The sequence below is a fragment of the Ramlibacter algicola genome (assembly GCF_016641735.1).
Classification (GTDB): Bacteria; Pseudomonadota; Gammaproteobacteria; order Burkholderiales; family Burkholderiaceae_C; genus Ramlibacter; species Ramlibacter algicola.
Genome location: NZ_JAEDAO010000001.1, coordinates 2,585,124 through 2,603,786 on the forward strand (window position 1 = coordinate 2,585,124; position 18,663 = coordinate 2,603,786).

Annotated in this window: 18 protein-coding genes and 1 pseudogene; 7 read left to right on the plus strand and 12 right to left on the minus strand. The window is 68.8% G+C overall.

Annotation, left to right across the window (positions count from 1 at the left end):
- Positions 1 to 13: 13 nt before the first annotated feature.
- The 7 genes from nusA to I8E28_RS12560 all read right to left on the minus strand — a co-directional run bounded on the left by nusA (position 14) and on the right by I8E28_RS12560 (position 8,204).
- Positions 14 to 1,510, minus strand: coding sequence for a transcription termination factor NusA (nusA, locus tag I8E28_RS12530; protein ID WP_200788388.1), 1,497 nt, complete (start codon positions 1,508 to 1,510; stop codon positions 14 to 16).
- A 1-nt stretch (position 1,511) separates the two neighbouring features.
- Positions 1,512 to 2,075: a ribosome maturation factor RimP gene (rimP, locus tag I8E28_RS12535; protein WP_200788389.1), complete on the minus strand. Its 564-nt coding sequence runs from the start codon at positions 2,073 to 2,075 to the stop codon at positions 1,512 to 1,514.
- Between the two features lie 175 nt (positions 2,076 to 2,250).
- Entirely contained in the window at positions 2,251 to 2,670 is a 420-nt protein-coding gene (gene arfB / locus I8E28_RS12540; protein ID WP_200788390.1) for an alternative ribosome rescue aminoacyl-tRNA hydrolase ArfB, read from the minus strand.
- A gap of 7 nt (positions 2,671 to 2,677) precedes the next feature.
- Positions 2,678 to 4,282 (minus strand): ABC transporter ATP-binding protein, encoded by a 1,605-nt coding sequence (locus I8E28_RS12545; RefSeq protein ID WP_200788391.1) that lies wholly within the window; start codon positions 4,280 to 4,282, stop codon positions 2,678 to 2,680.
- On the minus strand, positions 4,279 to 5,379 hold the full coding sequence (locus I8E28_RS12550; RefSeq protein ID WP_200788392.1) for an ABC transporter permease: 1,101 nt from the start codon (positions 5,377 to 5,379) through the stop codon (positions 4,279 to 4,281). Before I8E28_RS12550 ends, I8E28_RS12545 begins: the two co-directional genes overlap by 4 nt.
- A complete protein-coding gene (locus I8E28_RS12555) occupies positions 5,345 to 6,364 on the minus strand; it encodes a microcin C ABC transporter permease YejB (protein ID WP_200788393.1) in 1,020 nt (339 codons plus the stop codon). Before I8E28_RS12555 ends, I8E28_RS12550 begins: the two co-directional genes overlap by 35 nt.
- 7 nt (positions 6,365 to 6,371) lie before the next feature.
- Positions 6,372 to 8,204, minus strand: coding sequence for an extracellular solute-binding protein (locus tag I8E28_RS12560; protein ID WP_200788394.1), 1,833 nt, complete (start codon positions 8,202 to 8,204; stop codon positions 6,372 to 6,374).
- Between the two features lie 36 nt (positions 8,205 to 8,240).
- Between I8E28_RS12560 and fabI the strand changes: the two genes are divergently transcribed.
- Positions 8,241 to 9,035, plus strand: a complete 795-nt coding sequence (fabI, locus tag I8E28_RS12565; RefSeq protein ID WP_200788395.1) for an enoyl-ACP reductase FabI — start codon at positions 8,241 to 8,243, stop codon at positions 9,033 to 9,035.
- Positions 9,036 to 9,064: 29 nt separating this feature from the next.
- On the opposite strand, the gene I8E28_RS12570 is transcribed toward fabI, so the two are convergent.
- The 4 genes from I8E28_RS12570 to I8E28_RS12585 form a co-directional block, all read right to left on the minus strand.
- Positions 9,065 to 9,886: a LytR/AlgR family response regulator transcription factor gene (locus I8E28_RS12570; RefSeq protein ID WP_200788396.1), complete on the minus strand. Its 822-nt coding sequence runs from the start codon at positions 9,884 to 9,886 to the stop codon at positions 9,065 to 9,067.
- Positions 9,883 to 11,163: a sensor histidine kinase gene (locus I8E28_RS12575; protein WP_200788397.1), complete on the minus strand. Its 1,281-nt coding sequence runs from the start codon at positions 11,161 to 11,163 to the stop codon at positions 9,883 to 9,885. The genes I8E28_RS12570 and I8E28_RS12575 overlap by 4 nt, the downstream gene beginning before the upstream one ends.
- Positions 11,164 to 11,172: 9 nt before the next feature.
- Complete coding sequence (locus tag I8E28_RS12580) at positions 11,173 to 11,427, minus strand: hypothetical protein (protein ID WP_200788398.1); 255 nt, start codon at positions 11,425 to 11,427, stop codon at positions 11,173 to 11,175.
- A 144-nt stretch (positions 11,428 to 11,571) separates the two neighbouring features.
- The gene (locus I8E28_RS12585) at positions 11,572 to 13,836 is read right to left on the minus strand and encodes an arginine/lysine/ornithine decarboxylase (protein WP_200788399.1); all 2,265 of its coding nucleotides are present in this window, start codon (positions 13,834 to 13,836) and stop codon (positions 11,572 to 11,574) included.
- 120 nt (positions 13,837 to 13,956) lie between these two features.
- Here I8E28_RS12585 and I8E28_RS12590 point away from each other — a divergent pair, with 120 nt between their 5' ends.
- The 4 genes from I8E28_RS12590 (at position 13,957) to I8E28_RS12605 (ending at position 17,343) form a co-directional block, all read left to right on the plus strand.
- Entirely contained in the window at positions 13,957 to 14,382 is a 426-nt protein-coding gene (locus I8E28_RS12590) for an NfeD family protein (protein WP_200790392.1), read from the plus strand.
- Between the two features lie 19 nt (positions 14,383 to 14,401).
- Positions 14,402 to 15,340, plus strand: coding sequence for an SPFH domain-containing protein (locus I8E28_RS12595; RefSeq protein ID WP_200788400.1), 939 nt, complete (start codon positions 14,402 to 14,404; stop codon positions 15,338 to 15,340).
- A gap of 154 nt (positions 15,341 to 15,494) precedes the next feature.
- Positions 15,495 to 16,970: a MerR family transcriptional regulator gene (locus tag I8E28_RS12600; RefSeq protein WP_200788401.1), complete on the plus strand. Its 1,476-nt coding sequence runs from the start codon at positions 15,495 to 15,497 to the stop codon at positions 16,968 to 16,970.
- A 19-nt stretch (positions 16,971 to 16,989) separates the two neighbouring features.
- On the plus strand, positions 16,990 to 17,343 hold the full coding sequence (locus tag I8E28_RS12605) for a hypothetical protein (protein ID WP_200788402.1): 354 nt from the start codon (positions 16,990 to 16,992) through the stop codon (positions 17,341 to 17,343).
- An 18-nt stretch (positions 17,344 to 17,361) separates the two neighbouring features.
- On the opposite strand, the gene I8E28_RS12610 is transcribed toward I8E28_RS12605, so the two are convergent.
- Positions 17,362 to 17,622 carry a hypothetical protein gene (locus I8E28_RS12610; protein WP_200788403.1) on the minus strand — a complete coding sequence of 87 codons (261 nt, stop codon included), beginning with the start codon at positions 17,620 to 17,622 and terminating at the stop codon, positions 17,362 to 17,364.
- 207 nt (positions 17,623 to 17,829) lie between these two features.
- Here I8E28_RS12610 and I8E28_RS12615 point away from each other — a divergent pair, with 207 nt between their 5' ends.
- Positions 17,830 to 18,279: a carboxymuconolactone decarboxylase family protein gene (locus tag I8E28_RS12615; RefSeq protein ID WP_200788404.1), complete on the plus strand. Its 450-nt coding sequence runs from the start codon at positions 17,830 to 17,832 to the stop codon at positions 18,277 to 18,279.
- Positions 18,280 to 18,510: 231 nt separating this feature from the next.
- Positions 18,511 to 18,648, plus strand: a pseudogene (locus I8E28_RS21005) (hypothetical protein); the annotation flags it as partial.
- Positions 18,649 to 18,663: the final 15 nt, after the last annotated feature.

Consider the following 18,663-nt stretch of genomic DNA (forward strand, 5'->3'; position numbering starts at 1 on the left):
TTGGGTCCCTCCATCACGACACGCTGGCAGCCGCACCGGCAAACCAGTGCTCGCGCGCCTTCAGGATCAGGGCTCGGGCTTCGTCTTCGGACTGGCCCGTGATCTCGGTCAATTCATCGACGGCCAGGTCAGCCAGGTCGTCGCGGGTGTTCACGCCGTTCTCGGCGAGCTTGGCAATCATCTCGGGCGACACGCCGTCGAGGTCGCGCAGGTTCTGCGACACCTCCTCGACGCTCTCCTCGCGCGCGATCTCCATCGTCAGCAGGGCGTCCTTGGCGCGGGCGCGCAGCTCGTTGACGGTGTCCTCGTCGAAGGATTCGATCTCCAGCATCTCCTGGATCGGCACGTAGGCCACTTCCTCGAGGCTGGTGAAGCCCTCGGAGATCAGGATGTCGGCGATCTCCTCGTCGACGTCCAGCTTCTCCATGAACAGCGAGCGGATCGTGCCCTGCTCCTCGGCCTGCTTCTGCGCAGACTCGTTGGCGTCCATGATGTTGATCTTCCAGCCGGTCAGCTCGGAAGCCAGGCGCACGTTCTGGCCGCCACGGCCGATGGCGATGGCGAGGTTCTCCTCGTCGACCACCACGTCCATCGCATGCTTCTCCTCGTCGACGACGATGGAGGACACGTTGGCGGGCGCCAGGGCGCCGATCACGAATTGGGCCGGGTCCTCGGACCACAGGACGATGTCGACGCGCTCGCCGGCCAGCTCGTTGGTCACGGCGTTGACGCGCGAACCGCGCACGCCGACGCAGGTGCCGATCGGGTCGACGCGCTTGTCGTGCGACAGCACGGCGATCTTGGCGCGGCTGCCGGGGTCGCGGGCGCAGCTCTTGATCTCCAGCAGGCCCTGCTCGATCTCGGGCACTTCCTGGCGGAACAGCTCGATCATGAATTCGGGCGCCGAGCGCGACAGGATGATGGGCGCGCCGCGCAGCGTCAGGTCCACCTCCATGATCATGGCCCGCACTCGGTCGCCGTTGCGCAGGTTCTCCTTGGGGATCATCTCGCCGCGGCGCAGGCGCCCTTCGACGCGGCCGCTCTCGACGATGATGTCGCCCTTGTCCATGCGCTTGACGGTGCCCACGAAGATCTTGTCGCCGCGCGACATGAAGTCGTTCAGCAGCATCTCGCGCTCGGCGTCGCGGATCTTCTGCAGGATCACCTGCTTGGCGGCCATCGCGCCGATGCGGCCGATCGGCAGCGACTCGACCGGCTCCTCGATGTAGTCGCCTTCGTCGACGTCGCTCACGCGGTCGCGGGCGTCCATCAGCAGTTCCTCGGCATCCGGGTTCTGCAGGCCCTGCGCATCGGGCACGACCAGCCAGCGGCGGAACGTCTCGTAGTCGCCGGAGTCGCGGTCGATCGCCACGCGGATGTCGACTTCGCCTTCGTACAGCTTCTTGGTGGCCTGGGCCAGGGCGGACTCCACCGCGCCGAACACGACGTCCCGCTCGACGTTCTTCTCGCGCGAAATCGCCTCGACCAGCATCAACAATTCGCGATTCATGTCACGACTCTCCTGTCTGCCTGGGCCTGCGGCCCTTGAAATCCACCACCGGCGCCAACCGCGCCTCCCTCACTTCGTCCAGCGTGAAGCCCAGCACCTGCATCGGCGCGGGCTGCCGCTTGCGGCTCACGCGCTGCCCGGGCTTCGGCTCGGGCTCGTTCGACCACTGCACCTGCCAGCCGGCCTCGCCGCGTACCAGCTGGCCGCGGAACCGCTTGCGGTTGGCCGCCACCTGGCCCGCGCCCGCCGCGCCCACCGGGGCCTTCAGCGTGACGTCCACCACTTCGCCGGCGAACCGCTCGAAGTCCTTCTCCGTGCGCAGCGGCCGGTCCAGGCCCGGCGACGACACCTCCAGCCGCTTGTAGTCGATGCCTTCGACTTCCAGCGCGAACTGCAGCTGCCGGCTCACCTTCTCGCAGTCCTCGACGTTCACGTACTGCTCCTGCCCCGGCGTCCAGGGCAGGTCGATCGTCACGCGCAGCAAGCCGCCGGCGGAGCGTTCGATCTCCACCAGCTCATAGCCCAATCCGGTCACGGTCTGTTCGGCAAGGTCCTGCAGCGCCACGGTCTCCAATCCAGCATCCGACCGGACCGGAGGGCGTGCTCCTGGGAGCCCCCGCTCGCGCCAGGCACGCTTCGGCGGCCGGGCAAAAAAAACGGGCGGTAGGTCCGCCCGGTCTTGGTCGAGAAGCAAAGATTGTACCGTGCGCGGCCTTTCCGTGCAAGGCTTCAGGGCCTCTTCAAGCCATGGGATCGCCGCCCGAGCGCATGAGCTTGGTCGCCGAGCGGCGGCGCTTGTCGTCCAGCCTCTGCCGGCGTGCCGATGCGGGCGGCCGCGTCGCCTTGCGCAGGTGCGGTGGCTCGGCCACGCTGTCCACCAGTTCCTGCAGGCGGTCCCAGGCCTCCGTGCGGTTCATGTCCTGCGAGCGGTGCGACTGGGCCTTGATCACCACCACGCCCGACCGCGTGATGCGATGGTCGCGCAGGGCGAGCAGCCGCGCCTTGTGGTCGTGGGACAGCGACGAGGCGCGCACGTCGTAGCGCAGGTGGACGGCGCTGGAGACCTTGTTGACGTTCTGCCCGCCCGCGCCCTGCGCGCGCATGGCCGTGACCTCGACCTCCTCCGGCGGGATCGCCGTCGTGCGGCCGCGCAACGCCATGGCTGGCTCAGCCGGCCGCGGCCACCAGCGCGCGCGTGTAGTCGTGCGACGGCTGGCCCAGCACCTGCTCGACGGGGCCGGACTCGAGCACCTCGCCGTTCTTCATCACCAGCACGTCGTGCGCCATCGCGCGCACCACTTCCACGTCGTGCGTGATCAGCAGGTACGCGAGGTCCTTGTCGCGCTGCAGGCGCTGCAGCAGCTTGAGCACCTGCTTCTGGATCGTGACGTCGAGCGCGCTGGTGGGTTCGTCGAGCACGAGCAGGCGCGGCTGCACGATCAGCGCGCGCGCGATCGCGAGGCGCTGGCGCTGGCCGCCCGAGAACTGGTGCGGGTAGCGTCCCAGCAGGCCGGGGAACTGCGACTCGGGCATGCCGACGTCGTCCAGCGCGGCGAGCACGCGCGTGCGGCGCTCGTCGGCGGACAGGTGCGGCTCGTGCACCAGCAGGCCTTCGCCCACGATCTCCTCCACGGTCATCCGCGGGGAGAGCGACGAGAACGGGTCCTGGAACACGACCTGCACCTGGCGGCGGATGCCCTGGTTGGCGGCGGCCTTCGGGCCCCATTTCTGGCCGACCACGTCGAGGTCTCCGCCGTGCTTGAGCAGGCCCAGCGCGGCCATGGCCAGCGTGGACTTGCCCGAGCCGGATTCGCCCACGACGCCCAGCGTCTGCCGCGGACGGATCGCGAAATCGGCACTGCGCACGGCGGTGAACGCGCCGCGGCGGAACCAGCCGCGCATGCCGGGCAGCGCGACGGGATAGCTGACCTGCAGTCCCTTGGCCGCCATGACGGGCGCCGCCGCGGTGTCCGGCTCGGTGACTCCGCGCGTCGGACGGCTGTCCATCAGCTTGCGCGTGTACGGGTGTTGCGGCTGCTCGAAGACCTGCTGCACCGTGCCTTCCTCGACGAGGTGCCCGTGCTCCATCACCGCGACCCGGTCGGCGAAGCGCCGCACCATGTTCAGGTCGTGCGTGATCAGCAGGATGGCCATGCCGGTCTGGCGCTGCAGGTCGGCGAGCAGGCCGAGGATCTGGCCACGCAACGTCACGTCGAGAGCCGTTGTGGGCTCGTCGGCCAGCAGCAGGCGCGGCCGCGCGGCCAGCGCCATGGCGATCATGGCGCGCTGGCGCTGGCCGCCGGACAGCTGGTGCGGGAACGCCGTTGCGCGGCGCGCGGGTTCCGGGATGCCGGTGGCCGCGAGCGCCTCGATGGCACCGTCCCAGGCCTGGCGCTTGGACAGGCCCTGCTTCACCTCCAGGACTTCTGCGACCTGGTTGCCCACCGTGTACAGCGGGTTCAGGGCCGTCATCGGCTCCTGGAAGATCATGGCGATGTCGTCGCCGCGGACGCGAAGCAGCTGCCGCTCGGACAGCTTCAGCAGGTCGGTCGGCGCGGCGTCCGGCTTCTCGCCGGCGAGCAGCGCGGATCCGCCGACTTCGGCGTTCAGCGCCAGCCCGAGCAGCGACAGGGCCGTCACGGTCTTGCCCGAGCCGGACTCGCCCACCAGCGCCAATTTCTCGCCCGGGTCGATGTGGAAATTCACGCCATGGACGACCTCGCGCCCCTCGAACGCGACGCGCATGTCGCGCACTTGCACCAGCGGGGTCATCGGTCGGCCTTTCGGGGATCGAGCGCGTCGCGCAGCGCGTCGCCCATGAACGTGAGCAGCAGCAGCGTCAGCACCAGGACGCCGAAGGTGGAGAGCGAGATCCACCAGGCGTCGATGTTGATCTTCCCCTGGCTGAGGAGTTCGCCCAGCGACGGCGTCCCGGGCGGCACGCCCAGGCCGAGGAAGTCGAGCGACGTGAGCGCGAGGATGGCCGCACTCATGCGGAACGGCAGGAACGTGACGACCGGCGTCATCGAGTTCGGCATGATGTGCCGCCACATGATCCGGCCGTTGCCCACGCCCAGCGCGCGGGCCGCCTTGACGTAGTCCATCTGCCGGTTGCGCAGGAATTCGGCGCGCACGTAGTCGGACAGCACGTTCCAGCCGAACAGGCTCAGCAGCACGACCAGCAGCGCGACGCTCGGCGCGAACACCGCGCTGAAGATGATCAGCAGGTACAGCTCCGGCATCGAGGACCAGATCTCGATGAAGCGCTGGAACGCCAGGTCGGTCTTGCCCGCGAAGTAGCCCTGGATGGCGCCGGTGACGACGCCGATCAGGACGCCGATGGCCGTGAGCGCCAGCCCGAAGAGCACGCTGAGCCGGAACCCGTACAGCAATTGCGCCACCATGTCGCGGCCGCGCTCGTCGGTGCCCAGCCAGTTGCGCGACGAAGGCGGGCTGGGGAACGGCGTCGGCGTCCAGTACGCCATCGTCTTCGAGCCGTACGGGTTGAGCGTGTAGATCGCCCAGTTGCCGCCGCTGGTCAGGCGCGCGCGGATCGCGGGGTCCTGGTAGTCGACGCCGCCCGGGAACTCGCCCCCGAAGGTCGTCTCCGGGTAGTCGCGCACCAGCGGGAAGTAGTAGCCGCCCTCGTAGCGCACGACGATCGGCCGGTCGTTGGAGAACAGTTCCGCGAACAGGCTCACCGCCACCAGCGTGGCGAACACGACGAGGCTGACGAAGCCCAGGCGGTTGCGGCGGAAGCGGCGCCAGGCGCGCGCCGCCGGGCTCTGCGAGGCCTGCACGGCGGCCGCCGGCGGCACGGGGGCCGCGACGGGCTCAATCGAACTTGACACGGGGATCGACCCAGACATAGCTCAGATCCGAGATCAGCTTGGTGACCAGGCTGATGAGGGTGAAGACGTAAAGCGAGCCCAGGACGACCGGGTAATCGCGGCGGATGATGCTCTCGTAGCTGAGCAGGCCCAGGCCATCGAGCGAGAACAGGGTTTCGATCAGCAGCGCCCCGGTGAAGAAGGCGCCGATGAAGGCGGCCGGGAAGCCGGTGACGATGGGAATCAGCGCGTTGCGGAACACGTGCTTCCACAGCACGCGCCGCTCGGACAGGCCCTTGGCGCGCGCGGTCAGGACGTACTGCTTGCGGATCTCCTCGAGGAAGGAGTTCTTGGTCAGCATCGTCGTGACGGCGAAGCTGCCGAGCACCATCGCCGTCACCGGCAGCGTGATGTGCCACAGGTAGTCGACGATGCGCGCGCCCCACGACAGCTCGTCCCAGTTGGCCGACGTCAGCCCGCGCAAGGGGAACCACTGCAGCTGGCCGCCGAACACCACCAGCAGCGCGACGCCGAGCACGAAGCCGGGAATCGCATAGCCGATGAGGACGATGATGGTGCTGACGAAGTCGAACCGCGTGCCCGCCCGCACCGCCTTGGCCACCCCCAGCGGGACGGCCACCAGGTAGCTGATGAGGAATGTCCACAGGCCGAGGCTGATGGACACCGGCAGCTTCTCGACGATCAGCTGGGCGACCGGCTTGTTCTGCATGAAGCTGCGGCCCAGGTCGAAGCGGGCGTAGTCCCCCAGCATCTTCACGAAACGCTCCGACGGCGGCTTGTCGAAGCCGTACAGCTTCTTGATCTGCTCGATGCGGCGCGGGTCGACGCCCTGCCCGCCCCGGTACGCGGAGGTGTCGCCGCCGCCGCCGGCGCGGCGTGCCTCGGCGATGTATTGCTCCACCGGCCCGCCGGGGACGAACTGGATCACCACGAAGGTGAGGAACAGCACGCCCAGGAGCGTGGGCAGCATCAACAGGATGCGCTTGACGATGTACGCGAACATGGGGGCCTCAGGGAGAAGTCTTGGGCGGCAGGCGGGCCCACCACGTGGTCAGGAACCAGTCCATGTACGGCACGCCTTCGGGCGGGTACGCGGGGATGACCTTCGGGTGCTCCAGCTTCCACTTGCTCCAGGCGATGCGCCGCGTGCTCGCGGTCCACGCCGGGATCAGGTAGTGCTCGTGCGCGATCACGCGGTCCAGCGCGCGGCAGGTCGCGGTGAAGTCCTCGCGGTTGTCCGCGTTGGCGAGCCCGGCGACCAGGGCGTCGATCGCGGGATTCTTGATGCCGGAGTAATTGCCCGAGCCAGGGACGTCGGCCGCCTTGCTGCCGAACAGGTCGGCGTAGTCGGAGCCGGGGAAGTGCGTGCCCGGGAACGAGATGGACAGCATCTCGAAGTTGTTCGATTCCAGGCGCTGCTGCCAGAGCGCGAAGTCGATCTCGCGCAGCTGGAAGTCGATGCCCAGCAGGCCCAGCGCCCGGCGCCAGGCGGCGGTGGTGGTCGCGCCTCGCGCTTCGGTGCTGTCGATGAACTCGATCGTGAACGGCTCGCCCTTGGCGTTGCGCAGCGCGCCGTCGCGGAAGGTCCAGCCCGCGTCGGCCAGCAGCTGCTGCGCCTTGCGCATGTTGCCTCGCAGGCCGCCCGGGTTGTCGGTGCGCGGCGGCACGGCCATCGGGCCGAAGACGTCCGCGGGCAGGTTGGCGCGGAACGGTTCCAGCAGCGCGACTTCACGGGCGGACGGCAGGCCATTGGCCTCGCAGTCGGTGTTGCCGAACACGCCCTTGACGCGCTTGTACTGGCCGCGGAACAGGTGGACGTTCATCCACTCGTAGTCCATCGCGAGCTCGAGCGCCATGCGCACGCGGCGGTCGGCGAACTTGGGCAGCCGCAGGTTCAGCACGTAGCTGTAGAAGCCGTCGGGCAGCTTGTGCCTGAAGTCGGTCTTTTCCAGCTCGCCGCTGTCGATGCGCTTGCCGTTCAGCCCACGGGTCCAGTCGCGCACCGAGAAGAACTGCATCAGGTCGAACTCGCCGGCCTTGAGCGCTTCGAGCTGGGCGGTGTTGTCGCGGTAGATCTTGACCGTGATCTGGTCGAAGTTGTTCATGCCGCGCCGCACCGGCAGGTTGCGGCCCCAGTAGTCGGGGTCGCGCACGTAGGTGACGTCCTTGCCGAAGCGCACCGGGCCGACCTTGTACGCACCCGTGCCGATCGGCGTGTCCATGACCACCTGGTCGAACGGCTTGGCCTTGCCGTTCTCCATGCCCCACTTGGGCGAGAAGATGGGCATGCCGCCGACGGTCAGCGGCAGCTGGCGGTCCTTCTTCTTGAAGCGGAAACGCACCGTGCGCTCGTCGAGGACCTCGCAGGACTCCACGTCGGCGTACAGCGTCGCGTAAGAGGGATGCGCGTACTTGGACACCAGCGTCTCGTAGCTGGACTTCACGTCGCTGGCGCGCACCGGGTCGCCGTTGTGGAACCGCGCCTCCGGCCGCAGCCGGAAGGTCACCGACATCAGGTCGGGCGCCACCGCGACGTCTTCCGCCAGCAGCCCGTAGCCGACGCCGTTCTCGTCGTAAGGTGCGTACAGCAGCCCCTCGAACAACAGGTCGCCCAGGAACGACGGCGCGTTGCCGCGCAGCGTGTACGGGTTGTACTTGTCGAACGTGGAGATGCGCGAACCCGCGACGAGCCGCAGCTCGCCGCCCTTGGGCGCATCGGGGTTCACGTACTCGAGGTGGGTGAAGCCCGGCTGGTATTTGAAATCGCCCCAGACCGAATAGCCGGGGGCCGCCCAGGCCGGGGCGGCCAGCACCGCGGCCAGGAAAAACAACGCAAGTCGCATGCGAGAATTCTCCCTCTTTTGACCAAGCACACATCCATGGGCTTCCTGGCCGGCAAGAAAATCCTCGTCACGGGCGTGTTGTCCAACCGCTCGATCGCCTATGGCATCGCACGCGCCTGCCACGCGCAAGGCGCCGAACTGGCCTTCAGTTACGTGGGCGAGCGGTTCAAGGACCGCATCACCGAATACGCCGCCGACTTCGGCTCCAGCCTGGTGTTCGACTGCGACGTCGGCGACGACGCGCAGATTGCGAACCTGTTCCAGGACCTGTCGGCGCACTGGCCGAAGTTCGACGGCTTCGTGCATGCCATCGGCTTCGCGCCGCGCGAGGCGATCGCCGGCGATTTCCTCGACGGCCTGTCGCGCGAGGCGTTCCGCATCGCCCACGACATCAGCGCCTACAGCTTCCCCGCGATGGCGAAGGCGGCGCTGCCCATGCTCAATGACAAGAGCGCCCTGCTCACGCTCAGCTACCTGGGCGCGATCCGCACGGTGCCCAACTACAACACCATGGGCCTGGCCAAGGCGTCGCTCGAGGCGTCCGTGCGCTACCTGGCCGAATCGCTCGGCCCGAAGGGTGTCCGCGTCAACGGCATCAGTGCCGGGCCGATCAAGACGCTGGCGGCCAGCGGCATCAAGGGCTTCGGCAAGATCCTGTCGGTGGTCGCCGAGACCTCGCCGATCCGCCGCAACGTGACCATCGACGACGTCGGCAACGTGGCGGCATTCCTGCTGTCCGACCTCGCCGCCGGCGTCAGCGCCGAGATCACCTACGTGGACGGCGGCTTCAGCCAGGTGGTCGGCGGCATCGCCGAGCCCGCCGGCGAATGAGCCTGGGGCCCAGCGGGCCCTGCTTCGTTTCACGCCCCGCGGAACAGGTGCGCGAAGCTGCGGCTGACCTCGAGCACCTCCGGGTGCCCCTTGATCTGCACGCGCTGGCGGCCGGTGTCGTCGCGCGTCACCGCCTGCACCGCGCCGAGGTTCACGATCGTCGAGCGGTGGATCTGCCAGAACTGCTGCGGGTCCAGCTGCGGCAGCAGGTCGCGGATCGGCGTGCGGATGAAGGCTTCGTGGTCGGCGGTCTGCACCCGGGTGTACTTCTCGTCCGAACGGAAGAACAGCACGTCCTGCACCGCGATCAGGCGCGTGGTCGCGCCTGCCGCGGCCTGGATCCATTGCAGGTGGTTGGCCGGCGCGCCGCCGGCAGGCTGCGCCATGCCCTGCTGCAGCTTCACCAGGCGTGAAAGCAGCGCATCCAGCTGCGCATCGTCCGCGCCCGGAGCGCCGGACGCCCGCTTGGCCGCCAGCCGGTCCTTCAGCCGCTGCGCGGTCTGCGCGAGTCGCGCCGGTTCGACTGGCTTGAGCAGGTAATCCAGCGCCCCCTGCTCGAAGGCGGAGATCGCGTACTCGTCGTACGCGGTCACGAACACGATCTCGCCCTGCCAGTCGGGCAGCGCCAGGATCTCGCGTGCCGCTTCGATGCCCGTCATGCCCGGCATGCGGATGTCGAGGAACATGACGTCGGGTCGCAGCTGGTCGGCGAGCGACAGCGCCTCGTTGCCGTCGCGCGCCTCGGCGACGATCTGCAGGTCCGGCCAGGCGGCGGCCAGCCGGGTCTTGAGCTGCTCGCGCAGCAGGCGCTCGTCGTCGGCGACGACGGCGCGGGGCGCGGCGGACGTCATGCGGCGGGCTGCGCCACCGGCGCGGCGCCGGGAGCGCCCGCCTGCGCGGGATGGTAGGGAACGGAGATGCGCACGGTGGTACCGGAGTGGGAGTCGGACATCAGGCTGAGGTGGCCGCGCCCCGAGTAGAGCACGGAGAGCCGCTCGCGGATGTTCTGCAGCCCGATGCCGGTGCCCGACGTGGGCGCCTCCAGGCGGTCCAGGTCCATGATGCCGATGCCGGTGTCGCGCACTTCCACGATCAGCTGTCCCTTGGACACGCGCGAGGCCACGACCACCGTGCCGCCTTCGGGCTTGGGCTCGATGCCGTGCTTGATCGCGTTCTCCACCAGGGACTGCAGCATCATGGGCGGGAATTCGGCGCCGTCGAGATCGGGCGGCACGTCGTACTGCACCTCGAGCCGGTCCTCGATGCGCATCTTGATCAACTCCAGGTACGAGCGGATCAGGCGCATCTCGCGGCCGAGCGTCGAGGACTCCTCGCGCATCTGCGGCAGCGCACCGCGCAGGTAGGTGATCAGCGCCTTCTGCATCTGGCTGGCGCGGGCCGGGTCGGTCTCGATCAGGTAGTCCACCGCGGCCAGGGTGTTGAACAGGAAGTGCGGCTCGACCTGCGCCTGCAGCACCTGCAACCGTGCCTGCACCAGCTGGCGCTCCATCGCCTCGCGGCCCGCCGCGTCCTCGGCGGAGCGCACCTTCTCGTCGGCCTGCCGCACCTTGCGCACCACGATCTTGGCCGCCGCCAGGTAGGCGAACAGGATGATGATCAGCGTGGCGCCGAGGTCGGCGATCGCGCCGCCAGGCGTCCATCGCGTCCGGGTGACGATGTTCGGGCCGGGCTCCTGGTCGTCATCCTCGTCCTCGTCACTGCCAGGCGGGCGCACACGCGGGATCGGCGGCACCATCGGTTCGGCGGCGTCCTCGGACCGGTCGGCGCTGGCCGACGGTGGCTTGGCCGACGGCGGGCTCGCGTCCGGCGGCGATGCGTCGGCGGGGTTGCCTTCGGAGCGGCGCCGCGTGATCCGCACCCCGTCGGGGCCAACCTGCGTGATGCGGATGCCGCCGTCCTTGGAGGACGTGCTGACGACCCGCTCGCTCACGTGCTTCAGGTGCAGCTGTTCGGCGATGAGCTGTGCCGCGATCAGCACGACCACGAACAGCACGATCATCCGCCACCAGGACGTGCCGGCGGCCCAGCTGCTCAGCTCGGCGTTGGCGCGCGACAGCCACTGCACCAACGGTGCGCGCGCGTGGGGTTTCTGCTCCTCGGTCGGCATCATTCGAGGTTAACCCGCTTCAGGACGAGCAGCCGTGCAGCCGGCGGACGCAGCGCGGGCGTCGGGCCGCGCCATCACGAGGACGGAATCGGGCTGTGCGCGCGACGCGTCCTGCAGCTGGCCGATCATGTGGTCGACGGCCTGGTGGCTCGCGGCGGTCGCGACCGAGACGACGGCGGCAAGGACGAGGGCCACCGGCAGCGCCACGGCGGCGCGGACGGCGGGGGCCAGCAGGGGTTGGGGTCGGGTGGCGGTGGCTTGCATTCGGGCTCTCCTTGGTGGGCTCCAGGCCCGCGATGGAGTGCACTGTAGGAAGCCGCCGCCTCCGCCGCAGCACGCCCGCGATGGATTGCAGGCTGGCGCGACGGGCTGCAGCCGTGCCGGACGGGCCGGGCGCGCCGGCGCCCCTCACGCCCGCACGCAGTCGGCGAAGTAGCGCATCTTGCCGTCCGGCCCCGGCTCCTCGACGAGACCGTGCATGTCGGTCTCGAAGCCCGGGCACTGGGCGTTGAACTCGCGCGAGAACTTCAGGTAGTCGACGATCTTCTTGTTGAACACCTCGCCCGGGATCAGCAGCGGGATGCCCGGCGGGTACGGCGTCACCAGCGAGGTGGTGATGCGCCCTTCCAGGTCGTCGATCCCCACCCGCTCGGTCTTGCGGTGCGCGATGTGCGCGAAGGCATCGCTGGGTTTCATCGCGGGAGTCAGGTCCGACAGGTACATGTCGGTGGTCAGGCGGGCGATGTCGTACTTGGCATAGAGCTCGTGGACGAACTGGCACAGGTCGGCCAGCCCCATGCGCTCGTACTGCGGGTACTGGGCGCAGAACTCCGGCAGGATGCGCCACATCGGCTGGTTGCGCGCGTAGTCGTCCTTGAACTGCTGCAGCGCCGTCAGCAGCGTGTTCCAGCGGCCCTTGGTGATGCCGATGGTGAACATGATGAAGAAGCTGTACAGGCCGGTCTTCTCCACGATGATCCCGTGCTCCGCCAGGAAGCGCGTGACGATCGAGGCCGGGATGCCGGTCTTGGCGAACTTTCCGTTCAGGTCCAGGCCGGGCGTGACCACGGTGGACTTGATCGGGTCGAGCATGTTGAAGCCCTCGGCCAGGTTGCCGAAGCCGTGCCACTTCGCCGTGCGCGCCTCGCCCTTGATGATCCAGTCGTCCGGCTTGCCGATGCCCTCCTCGACCAGCCGGTCCGGGCCCCACACCTTGAACCACCAGTCCTTGCCGTACTCCTGGTCCACCTTGCGCATCGCGCGGCGGAAGTCCAGGGCTTCCTGGATGCTCTCCTCCACCAGTGCGGTGCCGCCGGGCGGCTCCATCATCGCGGCGGCCACGTCGCAGCTGGCGATGATCGAATACTGCGGGCTGGTCGAGGTGTGCATCAGGAACGCCTCGTTGAACAGGTGGCGGTCCAGCTTGTTGTTCTTGGCGTCCTGCACCAGCACGTGGCTGGCCTGGCTGATGCCGGCCAGCAGCTTGTGGATGGACTGGGTGGCGTAGACCAGCGAGGTCTCGGGCCGCGCCCGCTTCTTCCCCATCGCGTGGAAGTTGCCGTAGAACGGGTGGAAGGCCGCGTGCGGCAGCCAGGCCTCGTCGAAGTGCAGCGCCTCGACGTAGCCATCCAGCATGTTCTTGATGGTCTCGGTGTTGTACAGGACGCCGTCGTAGGTCGACTGCGTCAGCGTCACGATGCGCGGCTTGACCTTGTCGGCGTCGACGCCGGCCAGCAGCGGGTTGGCGCGGATCTTGGCCTTGATCGCGTCCGGGCTGAATTCCGACTGCGGGATCGGGCCGATGATCCCGAAGTGGTTGCGCGTCGGCTTCATGAACACCGGGATGGCCCCGGTCATGATGATCGAGTGCAGGATGGACTTGTGGCAGTTGCGGTCCACCACCACCACGTCACCGGGCGCCACGGTGTGGTGCCACACCATCTTGTTGGACGTCGACGTGCCGTTGGTGACGAAGAAGCAGTGGTCGGCGTTGAAGATACGCGCCGCGTTGCGCTCGCTGGCGGCCACCGGGCCGGTGTGGTCCAGCAGCTGGCCCAGTTCGTCCACCGCGTTGCAGACGTCGGCCCGCAGCATGTTCTCGCCGAAGAACTGGTGGAACATCTGGCCGATCGGGCTCTTGAGGAAGGCGACGCCGCCCGAGTGCCCCGGGCAGTGCCACGAGTACGAGCCGTCCTCGGCGTAGTCCAGCAGCGCGCGGAAGAACGGGGGCTGGATGCCTTCCAGGTAGCTCTTGGCCTCGCGGATGATGTGCCGCGCCATGAACTCCGGGGTGTCCTCGTACATGTGGATGAACCCGTGCAGCTCGCGCAGGATGTCGTTCGGCAGGTGCTGCGACGTCTTCGTCTCGCCGTACAGGTAGATCGGCACCTCCGCGTTCTTGCGGCGCACCAGCTCGATGAAGTTGCGCAGGTTCAGCACCGCCGGGTCCACGTCCGGGCCGGAGGTGAACTCCTCGTCGTCGATCGACAGGATGAACGCGCTGGCGCGGCTTTGCTGCTGCGCGAACTGCGAGAGGTCGCCGTAGCTGGTGACGCCCAGGACCTCCATGCCCTCGGCCTCGATGGCCTGCGCCAGGGCGCGGATGCCCAGGCCGGAGGTGTTCTCGGACCGGTAGTCTTCGTCGATGATGACGATGGGGAAGCGGAATTTCATGGTCTGGGGAAAGGTCCGGGCTGCGGCTTGAAGGCGCGAAGTGTATGCAAATCGGCATCGCGCCTGCCCGCCCGCCGGCCGCCCCCACAATCAGCGGGACAGGAGGGCAAGCAAATGGAGATGGCGGATTCGACAGTGTGGTGGCTGCTGGCCGGTGGTGCGGTCGCGGTCGAACTGATGACGGGCACCTTTTACCTGCTGATGCTGGCGATCGGGCTGGCGGCAGGAGCGATCGCCGCGCACCTGGGCGCCGGCCTGGCGGTGCAGTTGATCGCGGCGGGCGCCGTCGGTGGCGGCGCGGTGGCCGCCTGGCACGTCGTGCGGGGGCGCCGGCCGGCGGAACCCGCGCCGGGAGCCAATCGCGACATCAACCTCGACGTCGGCGAGACGGTGACGGTGGATGCCTGGCGGCCGGACGGCACCGCCCTGGTCCGCTACCGCGGCGCCACCTGGACCGTGGCCCTCGTGCCGGGGGCGCTGCCGGCGCCCGGCGTCCATCGCATCCGCGAGGTCGTGGGCAGCCACCTGGTCGTCGAGAAAACCTGAACCTGGAGGGAAACCGAAAATGGAAATCGCACTGGTCCTGTTCGTCGTCGCCGTCATCTTCGTGGTGCGGTCGATCAAGGTGGTCCCGCAACAGCACGCCTGGGTGGTCGAGCGGCTGGGCAAGTACCACGCCACCCTGTCGCCGGGCCTGAACTTCCTGGTGCCCTTCGTCGACCGGGTGGCCTACCGCCACAGCCTGAAGGAGATCCCGCTGGACGTGCCCAGCCAGGTCTGCATCACGAGGGACAACACGCAACTGCAGGTCGACGGCATCCTGTATTTCCAGGTGACCGACCCGATGCGCGCCAGCTACGGCTCGTCCAACTACATCGTCGCCGTCACCCAACTGGCCCAGACCTCGCTGCGCAGCGTGATCGGCAAGCTGGAGCTGGACAAGACCTTCGAGGAGCGGGACATCATCAACGCCCAGGTCGTGCAGGCCATCGACGAGGCGGCCCTCAACTGGGGCGTCAAGGTGCTGCGCTACGAGATCAAGGACCTCACGCCGCCGGAAGCCATCCTGCGGGCGATGCAGTCGCAGATCACCGCCGAGCGCGAGAAGCGCGCCCTGATCGCGGCATCCGAGGGCCGCCGGCAGGAGCAGATCAACATCGCCACCGGCGAGCGCGAGGCGTTCATCGCCCGGTCCGAAGGCGAGAAGCAGGCGGAAATCAACAAGGCGCAGGGCGAGGCGGCGGCCATCCTGGCGGTGGCCGAGGCGACGGCAGGTGCGATCCGGCAGGTGGCCGACGCGATCCGGCAACCCGGGGGCGACCAGGCCGTGCAGCTGAAGGTGGCCGAGCGCGCGGTCGATGCCTTCCGCACGCTCGCCAACGAATCCCAGACCACGTTGATCGTGCCGAGCCACCTGGGCGAGGTGTCCGGACTGATCGCGTCGGCGATGCGGCTCGTGGAGGCTGGCAAGCCGCCGGCTGCGGCTGCCAGCTTGGTCAAATAACTGTCCAAGCGTCTGTCTGCCTAAACTGTCTAATCTCCACCCATCTGTCTAGACAGACACTGCCGATTTGTCTGTGTAGCCCCTGAACCACACCTGTCTTGACAGTCTGTCTAGTCTGTTCAACACTGTCTGAACAGTCTAGACAGAGGAACAGGTGCTCACGAGCAAGGACGTTCTGGAACGCACGGGAATCTCCCGCGCCACCCTGAACAACTACATCGCCACCGGGCTGCTGCCGCGCCCGGAGGTGCTGCCGCCGAATCCGCAGGACGGCGCGGCCCCCCGGATCGGCTACTTCCCGGACGGCACCGTCGAGCGCGTGCTGGAGATCCAGCGCCTCAAGCGCGAGGGCTGGAGCATCGCCCGGATCGCGTCGCACTTCGCAGGTGGCGCCGCCCCGGCGCCTGCATCCCCCCTCCCCCCGCCGCCACGCAGCCCGCTGTCGACGCCTGCACCCTCACCCGCTCCCGCCGACCGGGCGCCCTTGGTATCGCTCGCGGACATCCGCAGCCCCGCCTTCCTGCTGGACGACGCCTTCGGCCCGGTGTGGATGAACGACGCCGCGCGCTTCGATGGCAGCTCGCCGTTGCATGGCATCGGCCCGCGTCCTTCCGGCGCCGACCTCCTGGCCCGCCTGCTGGCGTGGCAGGACGATCCCTCGGTCGTGCATTTCGTGGCCGGCCTGGCGCGCCAGCGCGGCACGCCGCTGTCGCAGCTGGCGCCCCTGGTCCCGGCCGGCGTGCGGTCCGCGCTGGAGTCCGCTTACGGTGCAAGCCCCTCGGCCGGCGCCGAGCCCGTGGCCCAGGTGCTGCTGGCCGGGCCGCCCGAGAGCGCGCAGGTGCTGCAGGCGATCCACTTTCGCGAAGGCGTGCTGTTCGTCGCCGGCCCGGGCCCGGTGGCCAGCGCCGTGGCGCGCCCCCCGGCCCGCCGCGAGTTCCCCGCGCCCGCCCTGCTGCCGCTGGCGGTCCTCGCGACCACGCTGCAGGACGCGCATGCCCTGTGGCTGCGGCTGCCGGCCCGCGAGTATTTCGAGCTCGTGAGCGAGGTCTGGTCGGAGCTCGATGCGATCTTCCGCGAGCTCGGCGGCCGCCACGCCCGGCACCCGGGCGAAGGGATGGTCTGCTACTTCCTCCAGCGGCCGGGCGCCGATTACCTGGTCCAGGCGCTGCAGGCGGCCGACCGCATCCGCGCGGCCCTGCGCGGCGTCAGCAGCCGGTGGCAGGCCCGCAAGGGCTGGGACCTGGAACTGCGCATGAACACCGGCCTCGATGCGGGCCAGGAATGGACCGGCCCGCTGCGGCTCGTCGAACCGGTGGAACTATCGGTGCTCGGCGCGACCGCGGACCACGCGGGCGAACTGTCGCGCGCCGGCCGCGACGGCAGCGTCTGGATCACGCGCGGATTCGTCGATCGCGTGCCGGCGGCCGACCGCGAACGCCTGCGCTACGGCGTGCCCCGCCGCTCGGCGGACGGCGCGCCCGCGCGCGTCCTGGCCAGCTTCGCCCGCCTGCAGGACCTGGCCGCCGGTACCGGCGCCATCCCGCCGGCGATGGCCGACCTGCCCGTCACCGAATTGCTCGAACTGGCCCCCGCGGGCCCCACCCCATCGACCGGCCCCGCGGCCCGCTGAGACACACGGAGATCACGACATGCGTTGGTTCAAACCCAATCTGCGCAACAGCCTGCACGCGCTGTTCGGCGGCGGCCCGCCGACGCAGCCGCTGGACTACGAAGGCGTCTACACGCTGGAGGACATCCGCCGCAAGATGCTGGACGTCGCCATGTCGGTGGGCGACGAGCCGTCGGTCGCCGTGCGCCGCCGCATCCGTTATGCCGACGACGTCGAGACGCTCTGGTTCATCCGCGGCGAGCTGATGGGGCTGCTGGCGCGCGCGCACGGCGAGATGGCGGCGCTGTCGCGGATCGAGGACGTCAGCGAGATGTTCGAGGACCTGCTGCCGCCGGGGTTGCGGTCGCGGCCTAGTCCGCTGGGGAGGAATTGAGGTGCAGGCCGAAGTGGCTCACAGGCCGCCCTGCGGGCGGCGGCGGAAGGGGCGGGATTGCGCTCGGCCAGGCGGTACGTCATGCGCGGGCCGAATCGCAACGCGCGCCCAGAACAGGTTGGTGACGCGATCCCGGCCAGCCAAGCCGCCCAGCACCGACGTGGCCTTCCCGCCGCCGTCGCCCAGCGTCGTGACGTCCTCGGCCAGCAGTTCGCGAATGGCGGCCCGCTGGCCGCTCTGCGCCGCCGCGATGAACCTCTGCAACCCGAAGGCGGCCATCCGGCGATCCCTGCGCCGCGGCGGCCGCCCTGTGGCTGCACTTTGGCCCTCTCCGAGTTCCCCGATCGGATGTGCAGCACCTTCGCGGGAGAACTGCGAACGAAAGTAGTCTCCGCACCGTGTCACAGCGCCATCGAATGGAACGTCTTGGGCGTGGGAGGTCGGATTCGGCCTCCACCCATCATTCACATCGAAGGAAACCGTTCCATGAAGCGCGCTGTTTGGTTCCAGTCATCCCCTGAGGGCGCCAAGGCTGTCGGGGTGCTGCACCATTTCGTCACCAAGGGCACCAGCCTTCCGGGCTTGCTGACCCACTTGGTCTTCCTGCGGGTGTCGCAGATCAACGGCTGCGCGCACTGCATCGACATCCACACCCGTGATCTGCTTGACGAAGGCATGTCCATCGAAAAGGTCGTGCTCGTTCCCGTCTGGCACGAGGCGGAATACCTGTTTTCGGATCAGGAGCGCGCCGCGCTGGCGTGGGCAGAGGAGGTGACACGGGTGAGCGAGACCCACGCCTCCGATGAGGCTTATGCGGCCGCGTTGGCGGTGTTCGGCGAGAAGGACCTGGTCGATCTGACCCTCACCATCGCCGCGATGAATGCCATCAACCGCATGGGCGTCAGCTTTCGCATGAAGCCGCGAGCCAAGGCATGACTGCCGGGCCGGCCTCCCGCGCGCGTGTCCAGCCGCGGCCGCTGACACTCGGTCAAGCGCGGGGCAGGCCCATCGCCTTAACTGCTTCTGGCCGGAAGCTGGCGTCTCGGCCTGCCCACTCGAAATCAGTGGGTCAGTTTGGCGGACATAGTCTCTGCTAATGCGCCCTACCCTGCAATCTCGCTGCGGCCTGCGCTGCACGTCCGCCACGCTGTCCGCCGCAAGCCGACTGTGAATCCATATGCGGGACCCTGCCGCCGTAGAGCGGCAGGGTCGGACAGCCAGCCAGCGGGAGCTCGCCTTCAATGCACTGCGGAACACCTGCAACCCCGCAGTGAAGGCGGACAAGATTCAGAAGACAACGTCGCCGCGGCGTGCGCCCAG

Bases quoted from the DNA above. Each gene is read 5' to 3' on its own strand.
- I8E28_RS12610 (WP_200788403.1), bottom strand. From the start codon at position 17,622: ATGGCCGCCTTCGGGTTGCAGAGGTTCATCGCGGCGGCGCAGAGCGGC.
- I8E28_RS12550 (WP_200788392.1), bottom strand. From the start codon at position 5,379: ATGTCTGGGTCGATCCCCGTGTCAAGTTCGATTGAGCCCGTCGCGGCC.
- nusA (WP_200788388.1), bottom strand. From the start codon at position 1,510: ATGAATCGCGAATTGTTGATGCTGGTCGAGGCGATTTCGCGCGAGAAG.
- I8E28_RS12545 (WP_200788391.1), bottom strand. From the start codon at position 4,282: ATGACCCCGCTGGTGCAAGTGCGCGACATGCGCGTCGCGTTCGAGGGG.
- I8E28_RS12585 (WP_200788399.1), bottom strand. From the start codon at position 13,836: ATGAAATTCCGCTTCCCCATCGTCATCATCGACGAAGACTACCGGTCC.
- arfB (WP_200788390.1), bottom strand. From the start codon at position 2,670: ATGGCGTTGCGCGGCCGCACGACGGCGATCCCGCCGGAGGAGGTCGAG.
- I8E28_RS12560 (WP_200788394.1), bottom strand. From the start codon at position 8,204: ATGCGACTTGCGTTGTTTTTCCTGGCCGCGGTGCTGGCCGCCCCGGCC.
- I8E28_RS12595 (WP_200788400.1), top strand. From the start codon at position 14,402: ATGGAAATCGCACTGGTCCTGTTCGTCGTCGCCGTCATCTTCGTGGTG.
- I8E28_RS12615 (WP_200788404.1), top strand. From the start codon at position 17,830: ATGAAGCGCGCTGTTTGGTTCCAGTCATCCCCTGAGGGCGCCAAGGCT.
- I8E28_RS12590 (WP_200790392.1), top strand. From the start codon at position 13,957: ATGGCGGATTCGACAGTGTGGTGGCTGCTGGCCGGTGGTGCGGTCGCG.
- I8E28_RS12580 (WP_200788398.1), bottom strand. From the start codon at position 11,427: ATGCAAGCCACCGCCACCCGACCCCAACCCCTGCTGGCCCCCGCCGTC.
- I8E28_RS12575 (WP_200788397.1), bottom strand. From the start codon at position 11,163: ATGCCGACCGAGGAGCAGAAACCCCACGCGCGCGCACCGTTGGTGCAG.
- fabI (WP_200788395.1), top strand. From the start codon at position 8,241: ATGGGCTTCCTGGCCGGCAAGAAAATCCTCGTCACGGGCGTGTTGTCC.
- I8E28_RS12605 (WP_200788402.1), top strand. From the start codon at position 16,990: ATGCGTTGGTTCAAACCCAATCTGCGCAACAGCCTGCACGCGCTGTTC.
- I8E28_RS12555 (WP_200788393.1), bottom strand. From the start codon at position 6,364: ATGTTCGCGTACATCGTCAAGCGCATCCTGTTGATGCTGCCCACGCTC.
- I8E28_RS12570 (WP_200788396.1), bottom strand. From the start codon at position 9,886: ATGACGTCCGCCGCGCCCCGCGCCGTCGTCGCCGACGACGAGCGCCTG.